We start from the raw sequence: 23,488 nt of genomic DNA, 5'->3' as shown, positions 1-23,488 counted from the left end.
GTTTTGATATGTCTTTTGAAAATTTTAAAAAAGCGAGTAAATACACGAATTCGTTAAACCCGGAAGTTAAAAACAAAAACATGAAGGAAGAAATTTCACTCGAGGCTGAATTTGACAGCTTGTTACCAAAGCATGAGCCGATGACACCGAACCAACGTAAAGAGGGTGTAGCGGATAAAATGTACAAAGATAAAGGCTAAATAAGGTATAGAGTAAATGGGCTATCCACAAGTCATTGTTGACAAGGGGATAGCCCTACTTTGTTGTTTCTTTAGTTTAGTCCAAATTCGTTAATTAATGCAGCTAATCCGCCTTGGAAACCGCTACCGATAGCATTAAACTTCCACTCGTTACCATGTCGGTAAATTTCTCCGACTACGAGTGCTGTTTCAATGGAAAAATCCTCGCCTAAATCATAACGAACGATTTCTTCATTGGTATCTTCATTGACAATGCGAATAAAAGCATTGGAAACTTGCCCAAAGTTTTGTTTACGTGAATCTGCATCGTGAATAGTAACGGTAAATACAACCTTTTGCACTACACTTGGTACAAGTGGTAACTTAACGAGTAGTTGTTCATCATCGCCATCACCATCTCCAGTGCGGTTATCCCCAGTGTGGATAACTGAGCCGTCTTCACTTTGTAAATTATTATAAAAGATAAAGCTTTTTTCATTAAATGCTTTTCCGTTACCGTCGACGATGAAAGCGGATGCATCTAAGTCAAAATCTTCGCCTCCGCTGTATCTATTCGTATCCCAGCCTAATCCGACTAAGACATTTTTTAAACCTGGATTCGTTTTCGTTAAATCAATTTTTTGTCCTTTTGAAAGGTTAATAACTGACATTCTGTTTCCTCCTCATCCATTTTAATCGCCTTTTATTTTCGTTGACCGTCTTCATATTTCTTTTGTAGCTCTTCTAGTCGAAGGCGACCTTGTTCTCTCATTTTCCGATTTTCTTCTTCGATTGCCTTTGTTTCGTTCATTCCACGCATGATCGTATCCCATGTTTGTTCAATAGTTTCGATCTTAATGCTCGGTTGCCCTGACATTCTAGCAATATCCACACTCTGTTTCGAAATATCATTGGCATTTCGAAGAAGCATTTCATTTGTTCTACGATCTAATTCACTCATCGATTGTGCAACAAGATTTTGTCTTTTTGCAGAAATGGCGTTAATTAGTCCAGTTTTAAAAATTGGAATAGTCGTTACAAACGCTGAGTTTATCTTCCCGATTAACTTTGTATTGCCTCGTTGAAGCATTCTAATTTGGGGTGCGGATTGATAGGAAACTTGTTTGGCCATTTCCAAATCATAAATTCGTTGATCAAGTAGTTCAATCGCGTTTTGTAGGCTATTTAGTTCCATTAAGACAAGTTGATCGCCTGATTCTGCTTTTTGTTGTAAATTCGGAACAAGCTGTCTTAACTGATTTACTTTTAGTTCACCGGCTACAATATACTTTTCCAATTCCATGAAGTAGTTAAAGTTTTTATCGTATAGTTCTTCTAGCGTAGCTGTTGAGTTTTTCATTTCTTTTTCGTATTTTGTTATTTCTACAAATACTTTGTCGATTTCACTACCCATTGTTTGGTATTTGTTAAATAACTTTTCGATAATTTTTTCGCCTTGTTTGAAGATCTTCCCTAAGAAAGAAGGTTTTTCAACAAAGTCCTTTTTGTCGAATTTGTCCATGATTTTACCAAGCTGTTTTAATAGTTCGCTTGATTCTTCCATACTGCTCGATTTGATCGTGCTTAAAATTTTTCCTGTAAAGGTGGATATTTCATTTGCTGGTTCACGTCCAAATTCCAAAAGTTCGATTTGGTTTTTAGGATCGATTCGTGCTACTAGCTGTAATACTTGAGGATCACGTTTCAGCTGTGCTTTTAAATCGGTGCTTCCCTCTAATAGCTGTTCTTGTTGGTCTATTTCTAACTTTTGTAGTTCCATTTCTTTTCCCCCTCATACTAGCGAAATTTTTTAAAGATTTTTTGTACGACGCTCGGATTTTTAAAGGCTTCATTAAAACTACGATCATCCATCCAGTGTAAGTCAAATGTGCCTTCCTGTACCCATTTTTCGATGTCCAGATGCCCTTTAGGGTTAACAATGATCACGTCTAGTCCTAGTAAATGCATCATACATAGTGCGTTAGAATCGGCTCTACTTAACTCCGGGCCATTTTCCTCATTGTAGAGAAAGATGGTAGGAACGAATTGTGGATAGTCAAAAGTTTGCAAAAGGCGAATAACAAAGTCCGGTAATACCATCGATTGTGCAAATGCATATAGCTGGAGATCTTCCATTGTTTCACTTCCTTGGCGAAGTAAAATTGGATCCTCTGCATGTTTTGCAATTGCTTCTCCAATGACAGTTTGCGTTCCTGTTGGTAATTTACCATACGTCCACCAATTGGCAGATTTCATTTTTCGAGGATCTAGTATTCCGTCGGTTCCTAATGCATCTCGATAATGAAATAACTGGTTTGTTTTTTGCTCTTTTGTGAATGGAAAATGACGGATTACATGCGTATCTTCACGTTCTGTTAAAGAGTGCACATTATTCCAGAAACGTTTGCGGTTTTTATCAATTCCCATCATTTTAGCAAACACAACCGGAATGGTAACTTGCTTATTGCTTACTTCGAAATATGGACGAATCATTGCTCTTTCTTTTGCGATTAAAAATACTTCATCTTCCGTCGTTTTTAAACGGATGGAGTTCGTGGAAAAAGATTTGAATTGGAACGGCTTATATAATCCTGAATTTTCATGATGTAATAGTTCATTAATTTCTTGCGTTGCTTTAAATGCAACAGTTCCTGCAATTTTCGGCATTTCATCTGGCAATGGTTTTAATTGTGTTTCTATTTTTGGAAAGCGGTGGCTAAGTTCAGCGCTAATTCCTAGCATTTGTTTTGGCCAAGAATCATCAGCAGGATTAAAAAGAACGACATGGAAACCGTAACTAGCTAAATATGTAAGGAACCATTTCTCACTAGGTGTAGAGTGTCCGTACCAAAGATATCCTGGAAGTCCTGTTTTAAAGTCTACTTGCTCTAATGCAGGTTCTACGTGATTGAAAATCCACTTCACAAGATCCGTCGTAATGCGCCGGTATTCATGGTGTAGCGTTCCTTCCGCATAGGTAGCTTGAAGTTTCTTTAGTATATCAATTAATGTTGTTCTAATTCTTCTATTAAGGCCAGCATCTTTTAAGGTAGGTAATAGTGCATACCCATCTAAAAAAGCAACCATACGATTTGGAGACAATCCTTTTTCTTTTCGATGCATATCGAATAGCTGATTGATCGAACGTAACCTTTCTGCTGTAATTTCCTTATTAAGCGCATCAGAAAGAATCGTTAACATGCCAGAAGATTCGTTTACTTGTGTATGCAGGAAAGAGAAATATTCATCTTCGTCTAAGGACATACCGACGTATTGGCACACTAATTGAGGGTAAGTTAGTTGTTCCCCATCAATAGAAACTTGTGTAGGATTTCCTAAAGAATCTTTTAACCAATTACCAATATTGGATGAATCCCACGAGTTCATCCTTTTTGGATTTAAATTCACCATGGGTTCTCCCCCTATTCATACCTATTATAACAAATATTCACACAGTTTTTTTACTATTTCTTCACCCGCAAGCACTCCACTATTGTTTGTAACGAAAATATGAGGGGGCAGCAGCTCTTTTTGTTTAACTGCTTCACCGTGAGAGGGGATATAGCCTTGATCGGCATTCATTACCATATCAAAGTCAAGCATGGAATCTCCTGCAGCAATGACCGTTGTTGCCCCGATTCGTTCTTTTACAAATTGAAGTGCTGTTGATTTATTAATACAATTTGGCATAATATATAATTTTCTACCTTGATGGGAAAGTGTAAAACCTTGCTCATAAAAAATTTGTGAAAGGTTTTCGAGTTCTTCCACCGAGAACATTTTTTCATCAATAATCATATAGACAAACCAAGACTCTGCATGCAAAACACGGAGAACAAATTCTTTTTTGGCATATGCCTCTAATTGAGGCATTACATGTTCAATCGATGTACAATCTTGCTCTAGTTGTTTTTTTACTTTGTCTGACCATTCCGTAAGTGGCAGTCCATTTTCTAAAATAACAGCACCATTGGAAACAATCGCATAAGTAGGTTTTTCTGCTGTACCATAGATTCCTGTTATACGATTGTATTGATTGGCAGTTCTAGTAGTGACAGGTACAAAATGAATTGTAGGTAAAAGTTTCTGAAAGTATTCAAGCTCTTTATTAGTCATAAAAGCAGTTGGTTTTTCGTCAACCGATTCTACCGCAAAAAGATCCTGTTCGTCGACCGCCGTACCTCTAGAGTTTTTGCTGTAAATAAGTGTTCGATCTAAGTCACTTGCAAACAAGATAGTCATAGTAGATCCTCCGATTCGATCAGTCCAATTGCAAGATAAAATAACTCCGGAATAACTTCTATTGGAATATTTTTTTCCTTGCTTAACTGTAAGATATGTCGAACTGATATGTGGTTAGTATCTCGTACTAATATTTTATATGGCTTTCTTCTTAACAATACCCTTGTTGTTTCCCCAACACTTGGTTTTACTTTATTAATATTTACTGTTTTGTAGTACTGTTTAGCAATTGCTTCTACTTCTCGCATGCCTCTCCAAGTTCTGACACTAGCGATGGGGAAGTCAGCTGCCAATTTGTTAATAGTCTCTTCTTGGGCAGAAAATTGACTTGAAATATTGTCTATAAAATCATTGGAAACATCTTCTTTTTCAAGATCAACATAGTATTTGGCACCATGGAAATCACCGATCTGTTGAAACTGTTCATTTAAAACAGTGCGACTGACAAGTCCAGACACTGTAGAGTTTAAACAAGCGTTCGGAATAAGGAAATCTTCTCTTGTTCCGAAAAGTGTCGCACATTCTCCAGGGTCCGATAATACAGCTAAATCATCATTTAACTGAAATTGGTATGTTTCGTTTAATTGCTGAACTGATTTTGTCAGTTCCTTTTGTATAGCGCCTTTTCCTGTCCACCCATCTACGAACTGTATATGGCTATTTGGGTGAAGAGCTCTAATTGTTTTAACTGCCTCCACGTCAATTCCTTTTCCTCTTAGTATAGATATACTAAAATGGGGCCAATTAAGTTTCAAAAACTTTTGAGCGTATCTTTTCATTAATATTCCAATTGGGCTACCAGCTCGTGCAAGGGAAACGAGTACAACATCATCCGTGTTTGCGAATTTTCTTACGCGCCTTGTTAAGATTCCAACTAGTTGTGCGACATGGTCAGCAGAATCTTCTAGCGCTTGATCATAAACTTTCGTGTATTCAGCAGTTGGGCGATATTCAATAGGTAAAGATTCAGCATAGTGGGATCCGTTTTGAAAAGACTTTTCCCTAGTCTCAATAGATGATTCGATTTGAACGTTTGATAAATCCTTTAATAAAAACGTAATATCGTCCGGAGAATAGCTTGTTTTTACTAACTCATTCGTATGTAACTTCATTTTATTCTCCTCCTTTAAATGGCTTAGTAAGGGATATCCATGTAACGGGCGCAAAAGTATCCAAATGCGTTAATAAAGGAAACCAGGAAGCTTTATCTTTTACCGATTCTGCGATAATAATGATTTGTTCGGCTTCTACATCTGCTAAGTTATATATATATTGATCGATTCCGTTTGAGTCCGGTAATGTAAATTTACATTTTTGTTTAATTGGATAGGACTTTTCATTTTTAGCGAATATAGGACTTCTTGTTGTAGTTTGAACTTTTGTCTTTTGACCAAAAGCTAAAGCGAATCTGAGCGGAATATATATATTTTCACCAACACCAATCACTAGTGTGGATTTGTTTCTATCAATAGAAGGAAGCTTGTGGATAAGTTGTTGAACCCATTCTTCTAGTTCTTCATGATGATTGTCAGTTAAACCAAATCGGCCTGTGAAAGTGTTGTAAGATCCGTGAGCACTATAAAATGTAGAAGTAGTTGGAGCCACTAGCTCTTCATCTGTAACTAGGTCAAACTTTTTATAGTCGTTTAGGTAAGTTAGTTCATGTTCTTCCAGTGTCGCCTCATTACTCAATGTAAATTGCCCAGAAAGGATGGAAATAACTTCTGCCGAAATGCCACGAGCTTCCATGACATGATCAAATTCACTTTTTTGGTCGTCTTTGCGCCAATCTAAGATGGACAACACCTTGTATCGTTTATTAGGAAATGAATTATTTAATGCTGCGATTAAATTGGTCGCTGTAAGACCTGTCGTAATTTCATCATCCACAAGGACAATTGTTTCTGCTTCTAATAGAATTTCTTCAGGTGCATATACGCGGTGCGAAGTCGCGTGTGAATGCTCTTCTTCAAAGTAAAAAGAAGGGTGTAGATTAAGTATTTCTTCTCTCGTTGTATGGATATAAGTCGCATCGTGAAAATGGTTGAATACCGCATGTCCTAGCCCAGTCGCTGTTTCTGCAAACCCTATAAAAACGGTCTTTGTCGGTAACTTTGCTTTGTATGCTAAAGATTCTGCACTTAACGCTCGATCTGGAACACCTGAATTCACCATTTGCACAATTTTACTTAATTGGGGATGAGGTTTTTCTCCTTCACTTTCCAAAAGCATGGACGCTAAAATAGAGCCAGTTCCAAGAGAAATGGCAGGATCTACAGCCAAATGCTTGCCGAGTAAACGGCTTACAAATAAAAAACTCCTTTTTTTGTTGATTCTTACACCCATTTCAAAAAGGGAGTCAGGTGAAAAGTTATTTGGATTGTCTTTTACTTCAATTGTTAATTTCAAGTCTCCGTGTAAATTGTACGTTTTTAATATGTTGGAGGAAGTCGAGTGATGTAACATTTTCTTTAAGCACCCCATAAATTTCTGCTTGGATTAGTATTTTTAAAGCCCAATTATAATGCGGCTTTACTTCATTCATTTTATTTCTAGCTGAACTTCGTAAAACTCCGTTCGTCTCGTGTTTGTTATCGACGATTAAGCATGCATCGTCATATATTTCTTTTGGTACTATGTAAGCAACATTTACAATTTCAATTTGGGAAGGATGAATACAAGTTTTCCCTGAAAATCCGTTGACCACATCTAGTTGCACTTCATTCCACAAAATAGCTTCAAAATCAGTAAAGGTATGTGTAGATTCTATGTGATTTGTCGGTCTAAAATAGTCGTAGACAGGACCAGAAATGACAAAATTATCTTCTTGTCGCATAAATGTATTTAAAATGGAAGTTAAACAATCTGCAATCAGTTTTATGTCATATACAGTCCGATCGCCCGGACGTCTTAAACTGAACAGGCTTGTAAAATCGGTTGCACCAACACGAATGGTTAAGATGGTGTCTTCAAATTGCTTGAATAACTTGTATAGATGTTGGAGTTCTTGTTCCCTAGTTTCCGAGTAAATTATTTCTTTTGTTTCTAAAATAGGGAGGGCATATAAATTGGTTGAATAATGTAGATTGATCGTCCGTAAACAAGCTAAAAATCTTTCTGCATTAGCAGCAGTACATTTTGGAAAAACGATTCCAGTAAATAGACCGATTGTGTGACCTAATTGTTCTGCTAGTTTTTGAAGTTGCTCTACATTTCTAATACGAAGGAATAGAAGGGGGAGTTCCTGTTCCAAGTTAACTCCTTTTTCAAAACCTTGGTCTATTAGTCGGAGCTCATGGATTACGTTGTTCTCTGCTTCGATAAGTTCAAAGTCGGCAATAGAATCTTCTAAACAAATAATTGTATTCGTTAAATTTTTTAAGTGAATGTTCGTTAATTTGGTTGTAATATTGGGCATGGAACCTGGAATATACAAGGTAGCTCCCAGTGCGATGCCTAATTTTTTTCTCTCGATGTTTCTAGAGAATTCTTTAGGTGGTACATGAAAAAAACGGTGTATTTCCTCCTCATGCACTCCTCTAAAATGTTTCATAACTTTCACTCCTAAAATATGAAGAAGGCGCTGTTAGGTTCACCCAGATTCCATTTTTGATATAGTTTTTGTAAAATAAAAAGCAAGGAAAAGTACCCTTGCTTTTTGTTCGTAGCGTTTTAGTTTAGGCCGAAGTCAGAAACTAATGCTCCTAAACCGCCTTGGTATCCACTACCGATTGCGTTGAACTTCCACTCGCCACCATGACGATACAATTCACCTACAACGACAGCAGTTTCAATAGAGAAGTCTTCCCCAAGGTCGTAGCGGATTATTTCTTCTCCGGAATCAGCATTTAAAATACGTACATAGGAGTTACTTACTTGACCGAAGTTTTGCCCACGTGTTTCTGCATCGTGAATCGTTATGCTGAATGCGATTTTTTCGATGGAAGCTGGAACAGTTGATAAGTTAACATTTACTTGCTCATCATCCCCGTCACCGTCTCCAGTACGATTATCTCCAGTATGGACAACAGCACCACCGGCACCTGTTGTATTATTGTAGAATACGAAGTCACTTTCAGAAGCACATTTTCCGTTGCTTCCAAGTAAGAATACAGATGAGTCTAAATCGAAATCATTACCACCGTCGTATTTGTTTGTATCCCAGCCTAATCCTATTGTTACATTCACTAAACCTGGGTTTGTTTTTGTTAAATCTACCTTTTGTCCTTTTGATAAGTTAATGCCCATTAATAAACCACTCCTTATAAGTATTTGTTTGCAATTGAACCAATGTCTAAATCAGATGTACCTTCACCGACAGCTGAGAATTTCCACTCAGAGCCGTGGCGGTATAATTCTCCAGGGAAAAGAGACGTTTTTCCAGCATAGTTTTCGGATAAGTTATAATGTACTAACTCTTCTTTACTGCCGTTATCCACGAGACGAATGAAGGCATTTTGAATAAGTCCGAAATCTTGCTTTCTTTGGCTTGCTTGATAAATATTCACTACAAACACCAATTTATGTACAGATGGTGAAATAGCATTTAAATTCACGTTAATTACTTCGTCGTCACCATCGCCATCGCCGGTGCGATTATCGCCGGAATGAACCACACTACCGTCTTGACTCGTTTTGTTACCAAAATATACTAGATTTTGTTTGGATAATAATTTTCCTTTTTCATCTAAAAGTATTACAGAAGCGTCACAGTCTATTTCAGCGCCACCACCAGAAGCACCGCCACCTAATAGTCCACCTAAAAATCCACCGCTTTTTTTCTTTTCTTTCACTACTGGGTCCCAGCCTAGACCAACCATAACACTTGATAAGGAAGATCTTCCTTTTGTTAGATCTATTTTTTGACCTTTTACCAAATTAATACCCATTCATATCCCTCCATTTAAAAATAGCCTTATAAATGATACGTTTTTACATGCAAAAAGTTTCAAAAAATAGAACTAATAATCCATTCTGATTTTTTGTTAAAGCAGTTAAAGAATGCTTTTCAAAATTTTTGACCTATTACTATTATTAACACAAAAAGAGTTAAACTTCACTTAATATGAAGTTGTTTTTAGTGATATATGTTGCTTAATTTACTTTTCTATTAGTAAGATGACGATAGAGGTTTAGGAGGTGACTATTATGGATGAGCGATTAAAGGATTTTCATCTACGGATACAGAAAATCGGTACCGTTGAACGTGAAGTAAATCGTGGAATCGAATTTGTTCTTGTAATTGAGGGTAATCTTATGATTGAAACGAGTAATAGAATTTATCAAATGAAAGAAAAGGATTTACTTGTCATTAATCGAAACGAGCTTTTTGAAATGAAGGGAAACAAAGAGAACAGCATTCTACGTTTTACTATCTCGGATTCGTATATGGAACAATCCTATAAAGAGTATCGACATCAACGGTTTGAATGCTTTTCACAAGAAATTGATATCGGTAGAGAAGCATTAATAGATCAGCTCCGTACATTCTTTGGTGAAATGGTTATCACATACTTCCGTAAAGATGATATTTATACAATTGAAATGCAAAGAATTGTGAGTGAAATACTTCTTATACTGATTCGTCGTTTCAAAGAGGAAGGAAATGCCTTGGGACAGTTAGATACGGAAGATGATAGACTTGTTCAGCTTATTGAATATATGGAGAGGCATTATCAAGACCCAATTACTTTAGAACAGATGGCTCATAAGTTATATATATCTCCTGGTTACTTATCGCGATATTTCAAGCGGAAAATGGGGGTAGGGTTTATTCGCTTTTTAATGGATATACGATTGAAACATAGTGTAAAAGACTTGCTTTATACATCAGATTCCATTGCATTTATCGCCATGAACAATGGTTTTCCAAACACAAAGTCCTTTACGAGTTTTTTTAAGGGAATTTATGAGGAAACGCCAAAAGTATATCGAGAACGTCATATAAAAGAGAAAGTAAATATTGATCATACAGCCAACATTAAAGGTGTTGAAACGCTTACAAATTTTTCAGCTATTTTTCTTCAGATAGGCTCCATGCTGGCTGAAACAAATAAAACATATAGCAATACAGAAACTCGTTACGAGGAGTTGCATATTGATGTATCAGTTCCATCAAGAGACAAAATTACACATCCAGATCATGTCTTAATCATTCGGGAATTAAAGGAGCTGTTAAAAGAGGATGTGCGGGAACAAATATTACTTGTTAAAGACGAATTACGACTTAGCTATATAGGTATTCAAAATTTAGTCAGTAATACTTCATTTCTTCCAACTGTTGAAACAGATGAAGCGATTGCCACTTCTTCTCCATATTTCAAAGCAGATATGGCGATTAACTTTCTGAAAAAACATGATCTTGCCATATTTAGTCGCGTCAGCTACCAGGATATCTCTACTGACGAAGCATCCTATTTTAAAAAATTGGATAGTTTTTTAAGACATTGTCTCCAAGTGTACGGCGAATCTTATGTTAGTAAATGGCATGTTCTCTTTTATGAGTCCTATTTTTCGGCGGTTCATCAAAAGGAACTGCGTCGTGTGTATACGAAATTATATAATAATATCAAAAAAATTGTACCTGGAATCCATATTGGTGTCTATTTGCCGTTTTCTTATGAAGAAGAAAGCACAAGTGATCGTCATGCGTGGATTTTACAAGAAGATGAACGCATGGATTTTATTGGTTTCGGTGCTAATCAAAAAGAAGTGATCGATTTTGAAGATACTAGTAATGACCGATTTTTGCTAGCGAAGGATTACATTAAAGAGAAGACGAATAAGGTAAAATATTATTTGAAGCAGCATCGCATCGACAAACCGCTCCATTTAATAACGTGGAATACGCTATCTGGAAATACCCGTTATACAAATGGTACGTTTTTCCGAGGAGCATTAGTGTTAAAAAGTGCATTGGATATTTCAAGCGATGTCCAATCTCTTGCGTTTTGGATTAACACCGAATTGCATGAAGTAGGTGATCAACATCACCGCATTCAATTGGAAGGGATGGAATTGTTTCATTACTTTAATGGGAAACGTCCGGCTTTTTATGCTATGTTGTTTGCAGAAAAACTATCTGGATGCATAATTGCACAAGGGCCAGATTTTATTATGACCGAGTATGAAAGGGGCTATCAATTAATACTAATGAATTGTATTAATGTAAACCCGTATTTCTCTATTGAAGATGCATTTTTAAAGCAGTTGAATAAGGATGTCCGTGTCATCATTTCAGGGGTGAAGCATGGCGAATATCAAATTCGAAAGTATACGTATGATAAAGATAATGGAGCGCTCTATACGAATTGGTGGAACTTGGGTAGTAAACATGGAGTAGATATAGAAATTGCTGAATATATTAATCGATTAAGTCATCCATCTTTGCAAATTTTTGATGAAACAATCGATGAAGATTGGTCTTTCTATTCATATTTAACGATCAACGCCATTCATTTTTTTGATATACGCAAATCTTATATGTAACAATTTTCATATAGTTGTTCCTGTGCACACCGGTAGATACTAGCATAGCTAGTGTCCACCGGTGTGCTTTTTGTATTTTAAGGAATTGTGAAATATATGGTTTTATAAACAGTGTGTCACTTTTTGGGGGAACGCGTCTTAAGGAAGTTAACGCTATGATTTCCGCCGGGTGAGCGATGAACCATCCCCGTCGCCACACGTTCGCCTGCGATCTATTCGCATATTGGACAAACTAACCTTTGAAGAAAGTCTCTTAGACCAAATATTACTCAAAGGTAAAATATTAACCACCTTTTTTGTACCTATCATTTCTCCAATCAAATTAATATCCACTTTTATAAAGAAACACATCAAAAAAGGCATGATAAAGAAAGGATTTTTCTTTTAGAATATAGCTATAGGAAAGCTTACCTAACAACTTATTAAAGGGCCTTTAATTATATTCTTAAGTATTTTGCATGAACCTGAACTTTTAACAAATAATCAATAAGATAGTGAAAAAAATTAAGGAGTGAGTATTATGGAATCAACCTACAAAGGTACAAATAAAATGATTACAGGTATTGTTTTTGGGGTATTAACATTTTGGCTATTTGCGCAAGCAATGGTTAACGTCGTTCCTGCGATACAACAAGATTTAGGAGTTTCGATGGGAACTTTAAATATTGCTATAAGCTTAACGGCATTATTCTCAGGTATTTTTATCGTAGCAGCAGGTGGTCTTGCTGATAAAGTAGGACGCAAGAAAATCACTAATTTTGGTTTAATTTTAAGTATTATCGGTTCACTTTGTATAGTATTGGCAAATGGTGCGACCTTACTCATTATTGGTCGAATTATTCAAGGGATATCAGCAGCATGTATTATGCCTTCCACAATTGCATTAGTGAAAGCTTATTTTGAAGGAGCGGACCGTCAACGTGCGCTAAGTTATTGGTCTATTGGCTCATGGGGTGGATCTGGTGTCTGTTCGTTGTTGGGCGGGGCTATCGCAACATATATGGGATGGAAATGGATCTTCATTTTCTCTATTATCTTCGCAATTCTTGCATTATGGTTAATCAAAGACACACCGGAAAGTAAAGCAAGAAATACTGGTAATTCGAAATTTGATGTTAAAGGATTAATTATATTCATTATTACTATGTTGGCGTTAAATATTTTCATCACACAAGGTGCTGAAATTGGTTGGACAAACTGGATTACGATTGTTTTAATAGCTGTGACAATTATTGGTGCAATTATCTTTGTAAAAGTTGAAAATGGTAGATCGAATGCGTTAATTGACTTTGGATTATTTAAAAATGCCCCATATACAGGTGCGACAGTTTCCAACTTCTTACTTAATGCCGTTGCCGGAACACTTGTTGTTGCAAATACGTATGTGCAAGAAGGTAGAGGATTCACATCTTTCCAATCGGGTATGTTATCAATAGGCTATCTAATTGCTGTTCTAGGTATGATTCGTGTTGGTGAAAAAATTCTGCAAAAAATTGGTGCGAAAAAACCAATGCTTTGGGGCTCATTCTTGACGTTAATCGGTGTTGGAGTAATGGGCTTAACGTTCTTACCAGACGTAACTTATACAATTGTCGTATTTATCGGTTTTGCATTGTTTGGTTTAGGTTTAGGGCTTTATGCAACACCATCTACAGATACAGCTGTATCGAATGCACCAGACGATAAAATCGGAGCAGCTTCCGGTATTTATAAAATGGCTAGTTCGCTCGGCTCAGCTTTCGGGGTTGCGATTTCTGCAACAGTATATGCAATGATCGCAGCCAAAAGTGGAGTTGATGCGGCTGCAACTGGCGGTATTATAGTAAATGTAATTTTTGCAGTCATTGCATTGTTATCAATTCTCTTCATGGTTCCTAATAATGCTGGTAAAAGTGAAGCTAAATAAGGGAGAGTGCAACTAATGAAAGAACAATTAATGAAAATGTTAGAACAACGAGAAGAAGAAATTATTCAAATTCGTCGCTACTTACACGAAAATCCGGAGTTGTCATTTAAAGAAGAAAAAACGGCCAAGTATATTGAGGACTTTTATAAAGGAAAAGATGTTGAAGTTCAAACAAACGTAGGGAATGGATACGGTATTATTGTAACGATTAAAGGGGCTAAACCTGGCAAAACAATTGGGCTACGTGCAGATTTTGATGCACTCCCAATTGTGGAAGAAACACCAGTCCCATTTAAATCGAAAAATGAAGGTGTTATGCATGCCTGTGGTCATGATGGACATACGGCGTATTTATTAGTATTAGCTGATTGCTTAATCCAATTGAAATCAGAACTTTCTGGAACGATTAAAATTATCCATCAACATGCAGAAGAAGTTCCACCAGGTGGGGCAAAAAGTATTGTAGAGTCTGGATTGCTTGATGATTTAGATGAAGTGTATGGAATTCATTTACTTCCAATGGGACCAGCAGGATTAGTTGGCTACCACGCAGGATTTTCATTTAACGGAAGAGCGTATATGAAATTGAAAATACAAGGTAGAGGTGGACATGGATCCTCTCCGCATTTAGCAAATGATGCAATTGTTGCGGGTGCTCATTTTGTTACGGCAGTTCAAACGATTATTAGTCGCAGATTAAGTCCATTTGAAATTGGTGTTATTACAATTGGTTCTTTTGATGGAAAAGGTACATTTAATGTCATTAAAGACAGTGTCGAGCTAGAAGGCGACATTCGTTATATGACTGTTGAAACGAAAGAAAAAATTGAAAAAGAAGTAAAACGAATTGTTAAAGGGTTGGAAGAAGAGTTTGGTGTCACTTGTGAATTAACGTATGAAACGGACTATCCGCCAGTATACAATAATCCTGAATTGACAGCGAAAGTGGCTGAGACGCTTAGAAATGCCAATGACCCACATATTAAAGAAGTGAAAGAATTCCCTGCACTAGCTCCATCGGAAGATTTTGCTTATTATGCAGAAAAATTCCCAGCATGCTTCTTCTATATTGGTTGTACACCTGAAGGGGTGGAAGATCCATATTTCAATCATCATCCTAAGTTCGATATAGACGAAGCATCCTTGTTAGTCGCAGCAAAAGCGGTAGGACAAGTTGTATGTAGTACGCAGGAATAAATAACAAAAGCGGAAACATCTATGTCTGCCCTGGCAGGCAAGGCGTGGAGTCTAGATGAAGAAATGCTTGATCTTCAAGTGATTGGTTTAATTGTTTCCTAAAAAATGAACAAGGCTATCTCAAAGTTAACTTTGAGATAGCCTTGTTTTTATAGCTTAGAAAAATTATAAAGTTATTGAGATATGGATGATTTTTTTAGTGGGATATAGTATGCAGTCTTTTCCGTTACGCGCAATAAAGGGATGTTGCGCCGTAGTGAGGCGAATAAAGTGTCCGCTGTGATTTTCACTGCAGCCGTACGCTTTCCGCCGGGTGAGCGATGAGCCATCCCCGCCGCCCTTGGGCGTACGTTGGGATGTCTCATTAGCCCACTCATCTGGCAGGAGTCGACGGCTGCGGCGAAAATCAAAAGAAATTGCCCAATTATCTATACCATCCGGTTAAAAAACAAAATTTAAACCAGTTTTTCCATTGCATTCATCCAATAAATGGCTTAGGGCAACCAACCGATGACTGGGAGCAACCAGTTCTACTACGAAAGCAACTAAATCAGCACGAGAGCAACCAAATTACTCGTGAAAGCAACCAATTCTCAAAGTGGCAAGTTTACTAGGATTGAGACGTCTTATTGGAATGGCGCATCCTATTAACCGCTAAGATTTTCACTGTCTGGCGGGCGACTTCCACTGGGTAAAGTGTAAATAAACGGAAAATACATATTTATCGGTGCAGACCAGTTGAAAAAACAAAAATTTACCCATTTTTTCCATTGCAAGTATCCAGTAAATGGCTTAGGGCAACCATCCGATGACTGGGAGCAACCGGTTCTACTACGAAAGCAACTAAATCAGCACGAGAGCAACAAAATTACTCGTGAAAGCAACCAATTCTCAAAATGGCTCTTTACTTGTTGTGGGACACCTATAATTCCGACATATTATAGGAAATATATGTCTTAAAGCTCGCCGAACACGCCTGGCCGGCATCTACTCGACCGGTTTGTCGTGTTCAGCTGCCTGATTGTCGCGTTCGCAGTGGATATTGTCTCGTTCAACCATTTATTGTTAATAAGGGATCTCAATAATCTAGCAATTTCCATTGATTTTCGCAGTAGGCGGCGACTCCAATGGAGGCCAACACGATGTTGGTCACGAAGGCGTTGCCACACGATGTGGCGTTCTTAGCCTTTGTTCCTCTGCCTGAGCATAATGAGACTTCACAACGTACGCGCAAGCGGCGGTGAAGGCTCATCGCTCACCCCGTGGAAAGCGTCCGACCTGCAGCGAAAATCCCAGCGGACACCTCATCCAACTCATTACCACGCAGTATCCTATACCGTAAACTTAGAAATTCTATGTTGTAATTCTTCTGCAAGATTAGCCAATGAAACGGCTGCGGCTGTAACTTCCTCCATAGAAGCTAATTGTTCTTCGGATGCAGCTGCTACAGAATTTGAACTATCTGCGGTTATTTTTGCAACATTGGACATCTCATGTGCATGGGTAGATACTTGTACCATTTGATCATTTATACTGTTCGAGACGTTTGTAATATTACTTACTTGTTCTTTTACGAGCTCCACGGAAGCCAGAATATCACGGAAAGTTTCTTCTGTGTGATGGGCAATTTCAAGCCCTGCATCCACTCTTTCTTTTACATCATTAATCGAAGCAACGGTCTTTTCAGTGTCGAGTTCAATTTCTGACGCAATGCCAGAAATACTAGAAACGGAATTTCTTGTTTGCTCGGAAAGCTTTCTCACTTCATCGGCTACAACGGCAAAGCCTTTTCCTGCTTCTCCAGCTCTTGCTGCTTCGATTGCTGCGTTTAGTGCAAGTAAATTTGTTTGTTCCGCAATATCGGTAATTAGTTGTAATACGTGAACAATTTCCTTGGTACGATCATTTAGTGTAATCAGTGCTTTATCTGTTTGCTCCACAGATGTACTGATTGATTTCATCTGTGAAACGGTTTCTTGAACGAACTTGGCACCCTGTTCTGTTTTTTCATTTGTCGATACAGAAAGTTCCATAACGGCCTTAGCTTGTTCCGCTATTTGGGTGACAGCATTGGAGCTTTCTTCTGCTGAACGCGCTGATTCATCAGACATGAACGTTTGCTGGTCTGCTCCATCTGAAACGAGTTGGATGGAAGAAGAGATCAGTTCCGTACCTTTCATCGTTTCATCCGCACTTGCCATTAACTCTTCTGCGGAAGCGGCAACTTGGTTGGAGCTATCAGAAACATGCGTAATGACATCCCTTAAGTTGATCGTCATTTGTTGGAAGGAGTTTTGTAAAGCAGCGACTTCATCACGAGTCGTAACGTTTATTAACTTGACAGCTAAATTTCCTTTTGCAATCTCTTCCGCATTTTGGGTAATTTGTTTGATCGGGTGAACAATCCGGTTCGTAAAAAAGAAAGTAGTTAAAATACTTCCGATTAAAAGAAATGCAACTGAAATAATCGAAATAGATATAATTCCATTAATCTTAGTTTGTAAGTCAGCCTGCATCATCAAATATTCAGATGTAATACTTCGTTTTAGTTCAATTACATCATTCATCATTCCTTTTGTTCGAAGAGATTGACGCTTTATTTCTGCAATATTTTGCGCATTTAATGCTTTATTTGTCTCTGTTACTATTTCCTCATATTTATAATAGAGTTGTTGCGAAATAGCCTGCTGGTCATTATTCGTTAAAGAAGGGCTTAGCAAATCATACAGCGATTTCATATTTGCTAAGTCGGTGTCGATATCGTTTTTATTGCTTTCGGAAATATTTAACGAGTATGCACTTAATGACTTTTGGAGACTTTTCGCTGTACTATTCAGTTCCTCTACTTTCACTAAAGCGTCGACAATTTCCTCGGTGGAAGACTTTAGTGCAGTTAATTGCGTAATATTATATCCAATAATGCAAGCAGAGAGCAGTAATGGGATAAGGGAAATCATTAATATTTTTTGTTTGAGTTTCATCTATTTTCACCTAAATTCCTATTATTGGATTGTAATCGATCCGTTTGAAATATCTTCTCGTAGTTTTTCGAGCTTACTTTGTTCAGCCGGCGATAGATTAATGACACGAATAGGAGCTAAATTTACCCCGTTTTCTTTAATACCTAACACTGTATTTTTTTCAGCAAGTTTTCCAGTATCAACAAACTCTTTTATCGTATTAAAGACAGCGATATCGACTTGTTTTAACATGGAAGTAACGATGCTATTTTCAGCCAAATAATATTGATCGCTATCCACTCCGAATGAATAAATACCAGCATTTTGAGCTTTTAAGATCGCTCCTACTCCTGTAAATCCAGCAGCCGGATAAATAAAATCAGCTCCAGCAGCAATCATATCTTTTGCAATACTTGCACCGAGCTTATCGTCACCAAAACTATTTGCATATGTAGAAAGTACTTGAGCTTCTGGATTTTGAGATTTGACACCTGCAGTAAAACCCTTCTCAAACTTTTGTATAAGTGGGGTATCCATTCCACCGATAAATCCGACGATATTACTTTGCGTCTTCATCGCAGCCAAAGAACCTAATAAGTAAGAGCCTTCGTCTTCTTTAAAAGTGACGTTATATATATTAGGCACATCAGATACGGAGTCGACAAGTACAAAACTCGTATCGGGATATTTAGGGGCAACCGTTTCCAATGCCTCTTGTAAAGAAAATCCTAATCCGATGATTAGATCATTTCCTTGAGCAATCAGCTCTTCCAGTCCTTGTTCATATGTTTTAGTATCCTTAATTTCCCGGTAATCAAAAGATATATTCAACTCGTCACGAGCTTGTTCCAATCCTATTAATCCTAAGTCAGAGAACGATTGGTCTCCTAACCCAGCATCTGAAAGCATAACTCCAACTTTCACTCGTTCACTTGCTTCTGAATTCTGATCGCTGTTGGAACATGCGGAGAGTAAGAGGGCGGTAATGATGAAAGTATATAACATAATGCGCTTTTTCATAAAATCATTCCTAACTATTAATATTTCTACCTAATATGTATCGTCAAAACATCATAGTTATTAATAATTGAAGGTTTCCTGGTGTTAAAAGTAATGAAACTTTACAATCTATTTACAAGTTCGAGATTCTATTTTAAGGCATAATAAAGGAGACTTTTCGCAAAGTCCCCAGTTTCATTATTAATGTTTCTTTAAAAATTCTACTAAATCCTCGTGGTTTTCTGGAGTCACGCCGTGTCCATCACCATAAGTTTTAAACGTCACATTTGCTCCAAGCCCTTCCAAATAATCTCTGCTTTCGACACCCCACTGCGAAGGGATAACATAATCATAATCCCCGTGTGAAATAAAGATGTTCAAATGATCGACAGGTCGCTTGCTATATTCTTCTTTCACAAAAGCCGGTATATAGCCGCTTAGCGCCACAACCTTGTTAATAGCATTTCCCATTGTTAATGCTAAAGTTTGTGAAAGGATAGCACCTTGGCTAAAACCTAATAACGTAATATTGTTAGGGTCAAGGTCATATTCTGCTATTGCTTCGTTGATAAATGATTGAATAAATGTAATGACTTTATCAAAGACATCACGATCAGGTTTCCCAATTTCCGCAATTGTAAAAAAAGCATATCCTGGATTGTGAACAATCGGACCACGTAAACTGAAAATATGGTGGGTTTCCTCGAAGCTTTTGACAAGCTGCGGTAAATCTTCTTCATTACTTCCCATACCGTGCAACAAAAAAAGTGCAGGCATTTTTTTTGATGTCATCTTTGGTGCTGAATGTTTAAATGTAAAAGGAGATTTCATGTCTTTTTCTTCCCTTCATACTAAAGTATATCTATTCTAACATATGCCTTTAGTTCTTTTGCATATAATAGTTTAGTGAGTCGTAGTATAGCAATAATAAAGAAAAGCAGATGGGGGATGCAGATGCGGCAATACGGTAGGGAAGAACTGCAATTGTTATTCCAAGTTTTGTTAGGACTGTTTTTAGTGTTTGGCTTCGCTTATTTTTTACGTGCAACTACTGAGCAATTTCCATGGTTATCTCTGATTGGATCGGCGGTTGGATTATCGATTATTGTATTTTTTTTGTCAGGGAAAAATTACCGCCCATTTTTAATTTCTTTAGTAGTTTTTTCGGTAATCCTAAGCGTGATCTTTAATTGGTATGCTATTTTTAATGTGCATTCATCATGAACTTTAATTAAAATGTAGCTTAAAACACTTCTCTTTGGATATCCTAAATGGATAAATGTATTACGATAATAGGAGTTGAAAATGTGAAAGAATTCAAAGTAACTTATTTTTTCGATGAAGAACATTATATCCGCAGGTTTATCCATATAGAATCCCAAGAAAAGGCGGAAGAGTTAATTCAAAGGGAACGAGAAAGCTATATTTCATTTACGGACAGTAGAGGGATTTACCATGAATTAAACACGAAAAATGTACGAGTTATTCAAGTATCGGAGTACCACCGGATAGATAAAAAGAAAAAAGTATCCGGACATAAGGAAACCCTCGACTGAAAGTTGTCACTTTCGTAGAGGGTTTTTTAGTGTTCAAGCAGTACTCCGTTTTCTTCCATACAAATGTACGATAAGTACACCTAAAATCGCAATGAATCCTCCAGCTATAGAAAGAACTGCGGGTAATTCTCCCAACCATAACCAAGCGATTACTATGGCAATAACCGGTTCTGCATAAAGTAGGCTAGATATTGAACTAGCTTTACTCATAGATAAAGCAATTGCCCATGTTAAATAGGCAATGGCAGTCGGGAATACCCCTATGTAAATTGCGGACAAATTGGCTTCTATTGTTGCGTGCCCGATGTCTTCAAGCAGTCCGGGAGCAAACACAAGAAAAGGAATGGTACCAGCCCAAGTAAAATAAGCAGTTAGTTCAATTGGATTGTATTTTAAGAGTAAGGACTTTTGGTAAACAAAAAATATAGAAGTCGCAATAGCAGCTATAATAACTAAAAACACACCGGGGGAGATATTAAATAATGAATCTCCAGTTCCTATTCCAATCATCAAGATACCAACAAATCCAAATCCTAAACCAAACCATCCAATCTTTCCTAGACGTTCTTTTAACACGAGTACGGCAATAATAGTTGTGAAAATGGGTGCTGAACCAATCAGCATGCCTGCAGTGCCCGCTGTAATAGTTAATTGTCCAAATGTTACACATATATGATATACGCTAATTCCAATCCAACTGAGAAGAAAAATTTTAAAAAGATCCTCTTTTTTCGGCAACTGAAAATTAATACCCGGCCAAAAAGCAATAATACCAAATAGGAAGGACGCAATAATAAAACGAAATAAAATCAAATGTCCAGCTGAGTATCCTCCGTGTAAACTAGCGCTTATAGATGCAAAACTAGACCCCCAAATAAAGACGGTAACCGCAGCTAAGATTAAAGCTTTCATATTCAATTTTCTACACCAAACTTTCTCATACTAAATAAACGAAGAACCACTTTAAGTTCCAGGATAAGCGTTAGCAATTAATCCTACAATAAAATTCATCATATAACAACTTAATAAAAAGGGGTGCGACATCCTATTTGTTTATTTGCTGGGCGGTCGTAGTTGTTAAATCATTTTTTTATACATATTTTATAGATGCAAGTGTCTACGAATGGGGGATTAGGCTTATAAAAACAATTGTATTTATTGGAAGTTACAAGTTTGGAACAAGTAAGGAAGCCTTGACGAGTGCAAGAGAAATGGGATATTACGTTGTTTTATTTACGGACAAGACAAGTAATCTAGATTTCTTAGAAGTTGATCAAATTGTAATTATGGAACACTTACTGGATGAACAGTTGATGGTGGCAGAAATAACAAAGATAAAGGAACATGGAAAACAAGTTTGCGCATGCATTAGCTTCATTGATCCGTATGTTTCCTATGCGGTCAAATTATCTAAGCAGCTTGGATTATCCCATGTCTCGGAAGAATCATTCGGTTTAATGGAAAATAAAATAAAGATAAGGGAAAAACTGAATAACCTCCCGATGACCCCCTTTTTTACAATTTTTCATCCAAATGATTCCCCAATAGATTTTAAAGAAAAATACAAAACCTCCTTTCCCTTCATCTTAAAACCACCTATTTCAAATGGCTCAAAGGATGTATTACTTGTTAAAACTAAAGAAAAGTTTGTAGACGCTTTAAAGTTTGTGCAAAAAAACCATCCAAATAGTCCCTTATTAATAGAGGAGTATATACAAGGAATACAGTATCTTGTGGAAATTTTAGTTTACAAAAATGAAATAAAGTTTGTAGGGATAGTTGAGCAGGAAGTCAAATACAATGGCAGATTTATAGTAACAGGTTATAAGTTTCCTGGAGTAATTAATATGGATGACTATCGTAGGCTATATGCTTGCATTTTAAGCATTGTAGAACAAACAGGTCTTTCGAATGGCTCTTGTCATGTAGAGATGAAACTTGCTCAAGGGCAATGGAAATTAATCGAGATTAATCCGAGAATGTCTGGTGGAGCGATGAACAGAATCATAGAAGAAGGAACTGGAATTAACCTTGTAAAGGAGATTTTAAAAATATATTTAGGCGAGGAGCCTAATTTAATAGAAGAGAGAAAAAAACATGTGTACGCAAGATATTTAACAATAGGCTCCCGTGGGAAGCTACTCAGAGTCACTGGTAAAGAACAGGCTTTAATGCATGATGGAGTCAAATATGTTCATATTAAACCTCTTGAAGGAAGAATACTTACTACCCCGTATTCAATGGGGAATCGGTATGCATGCATCATTGCTGCCTCAGATACAGCGGAGCAAGCAGAAGCAATTGCATTAGTAGCCGCGAAAGAAATAAAGTTTTACCTAGAACCTTTTTGAACGCCAAACTAGATCGATTGGGTAAACTTCCTAAGTTTAACTTCAGCGGAGTTGAACGAAGAGAAGCGGAAGCAAATACGCCGAGGCGTATTTGATTAAGGGAGTTGAAAAATAAATTGGGTGGCGAAAGAGAAAGTAACCATGGTTTATGTGATGCACTCTATGAATTGAAACTATTCCAGGATTTGTTAGAAAATTCGCGAACAAAATTTTTTGGACGTTTGATTGGCAAAATAGCAGGTACCGATACGATTCCCTTCCTCTTAATAAGCAAAAACGGTGACCCTTTAAGTTTCAGTAATAGGGATGAGTGTTTTGAAACAAGTTATTTTCGAATCGAGTCCATTGCTAGAGATACTTGCTGTTCAACAATTTCGTTACTGCGTCCACTAGATATTGAAGGCAATTTCACTAATTCATTTTGTGATGTAGTTAGATTAGAGAAAACGTCTATATGTAAGACCGTAGATTTGTCGCGTATCTGTGCTATTCAACTCCTGGACACTGAATTGTTAACAAGAAAAATTATTATTGAGCCGAAATGGTAATGACAGATCTTCACCCTATGCGTATTGGGGTGTTTTTTATTTTACTAGAAGTTTAATAAAAC

General features: G+C 37.1%; 21 protein-coding genes. 8 read left to right on the top strand and 13 right to left on the bottom strand.

Annotation, left to right across the window (positions count from 1 at the left end; translation table 11 throughout):
- Positions 1-8: 8 nt before the first annotated feature.
- A complete protein-coding gene (locus AC1DFT_RS05500; RefSeq protein ID WP_477918186.1) occupies positions 9-200 on the top strand; it encodes a hypothetical protein in 192 nt (63 codons plus the stop codon).
- Positions 201-271: 71 nt separating this feature from the next.
- Here the strand turns inward: AC1DFT_RS05500 and AC1DFT_RS05495 are convergent, their stop codons facing one another.
- The 9 genes from AC1DFT_RS05495 to AC1DFT_RS05455 form a co-directional block, all read right to left on the bottom strand.
- Positions 272-850, bottom strand: coding sequence for a TerD family protein (locus AC1DFT_RS05495; protein ID WP_477918185.1), 579 nt, complete (start codon positions 848-850; stop codon positions 272-274).
- Between the two features lie 32 nt (positions 851-882).
- Entirely contained in the window at positions 883-1,959 is a 1,077-nt protein-coding gene (locus tag AC1DFT_RS05490) for a toxic anion resistance protein (protein WP_477918184.1), read from the bottom strand.
- A gap of 17 nt (positions 1,960-1,976) precedes the next feature.
- Positions 1,977-3,590, bottom strand: coding sequence for a YceG family protein (locus tag AC1DFT_RS05485; RefSeq protein ID WP_477918183.1), 1,614 nt, complete (start codon positions 3,588-3,590; stop codon positions 1,977-1,979).
- A 24-nt stretch (positions 3,591-3,614) separates the two neighbouring features.
- Positions 3,615-4,421 (bottom strand): HAD family hydrolase, encoded by an 807-nt coding sequence (locus AC1DFT_RS05480; protein WP_477918182.1) that lies wholly within the window; start codon positions 4,419-4,421, stop codon positions 3,615-3,617.
- Positions 4,418-5,533, bottom strand: a complete 1,116-nt coding sequence (locus tag AC1DFT_RS05475; RefSeq protein WP_477918181.1) for a cysteine protease StiP family protein — start codon at positions 5,531-5,533, stop codon at positions 4,418-4,420. The genes AC1DFT_RS05480 and AC1DFT_RS05475 overlap by 4 nt, the downstream gene beginning before the upstream one ends.
- Before the next feature lies 1 nt (position 5,534).
- Positions 5,535-6,887, bottom strand: coding sequence for a phosphoribosyltransferase domain-containing protein (locus AC1DFT_RS05470; RefSeq protein ID WP_477918180.1), 1,353 nt, complete (start codon positions 6,885-6,887; stop codon positions 5,535-5,537).
- Entirely contained in the window at positions 6,814-7,974 is a 1,161-nt protein-coding gene (locus tag AC1DFT_RS05465) for an HpcH/HpaI aldolase/citrate lyase family protein (protein WP_477918179.1), read from the bottom strand. The genes AC1DFT_RS05470 and AC1DFT_RS05465 overlap by 74 nt, the downstream gene beginning before the upstream one ends.
- 119 nt (positions 7,975-8,093) lie before the next feature.
- A complete protein-coding gene (locus AC1DFT_RS05460; protein WP_477918178.1) occupies positions 8,094-8,669 on the bottom strand; it encodes a TerD family protein in 576 nt (191 codons plus the stop codon).
- A 14-nt stretch (positions 8,670-8,683) separates the two neighbouring features.
- Positions 8,684-9,310: a TerD family protein gene (locus AC1DFT_RS05455; RefSeq protein WP_477918177.1), complete on the bottom strand. Its 627-nt coding sequence runs from the start codon at positions 9,308-9,310 to the stop codon at positions 8,684-8,686.
- Between the two features lie 259 nt (positions 9,311-9,569).
- On the opposite strand from AC1DFT_RS05455, the gene AC1DFT_RS05450 reads away from it, so the two are divergent.
- From AC1DFT_RS05450 to AC1DFT_RS05440, 3 genes are all read left to right on the top strand, one after another.
- Positions 9,570-11,909, top strand: a complete 2,340-nt coding sequence (locus AC1DFT_RS05450) for a helix-turn-helix domain-containing protein (protein ID WP_477918176.1) — start codon at positions 9,570-9,572, stop codon at positions 11,907-11,909.
- A gap of 520 nt (positions 11,910-12,429) precedes the next feature.
- Positions 12,430-13,815, top strand: coding sequence for an MFS transporter (locus tag AC1DFT_RS05445; protein ID WP_477918175.1), 1,386 nt, complete (start codon positions 12,430-12,432; stop codon positions 13,813-13,815).
- 15 nt (positions 13,816-13,830) lie between these two features.
- On the top strand, positions 13,831-15,012 hold the full coding sequence (locus AC1DFT_RS05440; RefSeq protein WP_477918174.1) for an amidohydrolase: 1,182 nt from the start codon (positions 13,831-13,833) through the stop codon (positions 15,010-15,012).
- 1,331 nt (positions 15,013-16,343) lie between these two features.
- Here AC1DFT_RS05440 and AC1DFT_RS05435 read toward each other — a convergent pair.
- From AC1DFT_RS05435 to AC1DFT_RS05425, 3 genes are all read right to left on the bottom strand, one after another.
- A complete protein-coding gene (locus AC1DFT_RS05435) occupies positions 16,344-17,993 on the bottom strand; it encodes a methyl-accepting chemotaxis protein (protein WP_477918173.1) in 1,650 nt (549 codons plus the stop codon).
- Between the two features lie 21 nt (positions 17,994-18,014).
- The gene (locus AC1DFT_RS05430) at positions 18,015-18,992 is read right to left on the bottom strand and encodes a BMP family lipoprotein (RefSeq protein ID WP_477918172.1); all 978 of its coding nucleotides are present in this window, start codon (positions 18,990-18,992) and stop codon (positions 18,015-18,017) included.
- Between the two features lie 180 nt (positions 18,993-19,172).
- Positions 19,173-19,802, bottom strand: a complete 630-nt coding sequence (locus AC1DFT_RS05425) for an alpha/beta hydrolase (protein WP_477918171.1) — start codon at positions 19,800-19,802, stop codon at positions 19,173-19,175.
- 123 nt (positions 19,803-19,925) lie between these two features.
- Between AC1DFT_RS05425 and AC1DFT_RS05420 the strand changes: the two genes are divergently transcribed.
- Positions 19,926-20,195, top strand: coding sequence for a hypothetical protein (locus AC1DFT_RS05420; protein ID WP_477918170.1), 270 nt, complete (start codon positions 19,926-19,928; stop codon positions 20,193-20,195).
- 83 nt (positions 20,196-20,278) lie between these two features.
- Positions 20,279-20,527 (top strand): hypothetical protein, encoded by a 249-nt coding sequence (locus tag AC1DFT_RS05415; RefSeq protein ID WP_477918169.1) that lies wholly within the window; start codon positions 20,279-20,281, stop codon positions 20,525-20,527.
- A 33-nt stretch (positions 20,528-20,560) separates the two neighbouring features.
- Here AC1DFT_RS05415 and AC1DFT_RS05410 read toward each other — a convergent pair whose 3' ends face one another.
- Positions 20,561-21,439, bottom strand: a complete 879-nt coding sequence (locus AC1DFT_RS05410; RefSeq protein ID WP_477918303.1) for a DMT family transporter — start codon at positions 21,437-21,439, stop codon at positions 20,561-20,563.
- 137 nt (positions 21,440-21,576) lie between these two features.
- Between AC1DFT_RS05410 and AC1DFT_RS05405 the strand changes: the two genes are divergently transcribed.
- Together AC1DFT_RS05405 and AC1DFT_RS05400 are read left to right on the top strand one after the other, a co-directional pair.
- Positions 21,577-22,878, top strand: coding sequence for an ATP-grasp domain-containing protein (locus AC1DFT_RS05405; protein ID WP_477918168.1), 1,302 nt, complete (start codon positions 21,577-21,579; stop codon positions 22,876-22,878).
- 104 nt (positions 22,879-22,982) lie between these two features.
- Positions 22,983-23,426 (top strand): CotY/CotZ family spore coat protein, encoded by a 444-nt coding sequence (locus tag AC1DFT_RS05400; protein WP_477918167.1) that lies wholly within the window; start codon positions 22,983-22,985, stop codon positions 23,424-23,426.
- The last annotated feature ends 62 nt before the right edge of the window (positions 23,427-23,488 follow it).

Source organism: Psychrobacillus sp. 05T411, assembly GCF_056396485.1.
Note: the sequence above shows the minus strand (reverse complement) of the source record. Positions and strands in the feature narration are given on the sequence as shown.

Coding starts and splice junctions, on each gene's coding strand:
- AC1DFT_RS05500 (WP_477918186.1), top strand. CDS start 9: ATGTCTTTTGAAAATTTTAAAAAAGCGAGTAAATACACGAATTCGTTA.
- AC1DFT_RS05495 (WP_477918185.1), bottom strand. CDS start 850: ATGTCAGTTATTAACCTTTCAAAAGGACAAAAAATTGATTTAACGAAA.
- AC1DFT_RS05490 (WP_477918184.1), bottom strand. CDS start 1,959: ATGGAACTACAAAAGTTAGAAATAGACCAACAAGAACAGCTATTAGAG.
- AC1DFT_RS05485 (WP_477918183.1), bottom strand. CDS start 3,590: ATGGTGAATTTAAATCCAAAAAGGATGAACTCGTGGGATTCATCCAAT.
- AC1DFT_RS05480 (WP_477918182.1), bottom strand. CDS start 4,421: ATGACTATCTTGTTTGCAAGTGACTTAGATCGAACACTTATTTACAGC.
- AC1DFT_RS05475 (WP_477918181.1), bottom strand. CDS start 5,533: ATGAAGTTACATACGAATGAGTTAGTAAAAACAAGCTATTCTCCGGAC.
- AC1DFT_RS05470 (WP_477918180.1), bottom strand. CDS start 6,887: ATGTTACATCACTCGACTTCCTCCAACATATTAAAAACGTACAATTTA.
- AC1DFT_RS05465 (WP_477918179.1), bottom strand. CDS start 7,974: ATGAAACATTTTAGAGGAGTGCATGAGGAGGAAATACACCGTTTTTTT.
- AC1DFT_RS05460 (WP_477918178.1), bottom strand. CDS start 8,669: ATGGGCATTAACTTATCAAAAGGACAAAAGGTAGATTTAACAAAAACA.
- AC1DFT_RS05455 (WP_477918177.1), bottom strand. CDS start 9,310: ATGGGTATTAATTTGGTAAAAGGTCAAAAAATAGATCTAACAAAAGGA.
- AC1DFT_RS05450 (WP_477918176.1), top strand. CDS start 9,570: ATGGATGAGCGATTAAAGGATTTTCATCTACGGATACAGAAAATCGGT.
- AC1DFT_RS05445 (WP_477918175.1), top strand. CDS start 12,430: ATGGAATCAACCTACAAAGGTACAAATAAAATGATTACAGGTATTGTT.
- AC1DFT_RS05440 (WP_477918174.1), top strand. CDS start 13,831: ATGAAAGAACAATTAATGAAAATGTTAGAACAACGAGAAGAAGAAATT.
- AC1DFT_RS05435 (WP_477918173.1), bottom strand. CDS start 17,993: ATGAAACTCAAACAAAAAATATTAATGATTTCCCTTATCCCATTACTG.
- AC1DFT_RS05430 (WP_477918172.1), bottom strand. CDS start 18,992: ATGAAAAAGCGCATTATGTTATATACTTTCATCATTACCGCCCTCTTA.
- AC1DFT_RS05425 (WP_477918171.1), bottom strand. CDS start 19,802: ATGAAATCTCCTTTTACATTTAAACATTCAGCACCAAAGATGACATCA.
- AC1DFT_RS05420 (WP_477918170.1), top strand. CDS start 19,926: ATGCGGCAATACGGTAGGGAAGAACTGCAATTGTTATTCCAAGTTTTG.
- AC1DFT_RS05410 (WP_477918303.1), bottom strand. CDS start 21,439: ATGAAAGCTTTAATCTTAGCTGCGGTTACCGTCTTTATTTGGGGGTCT.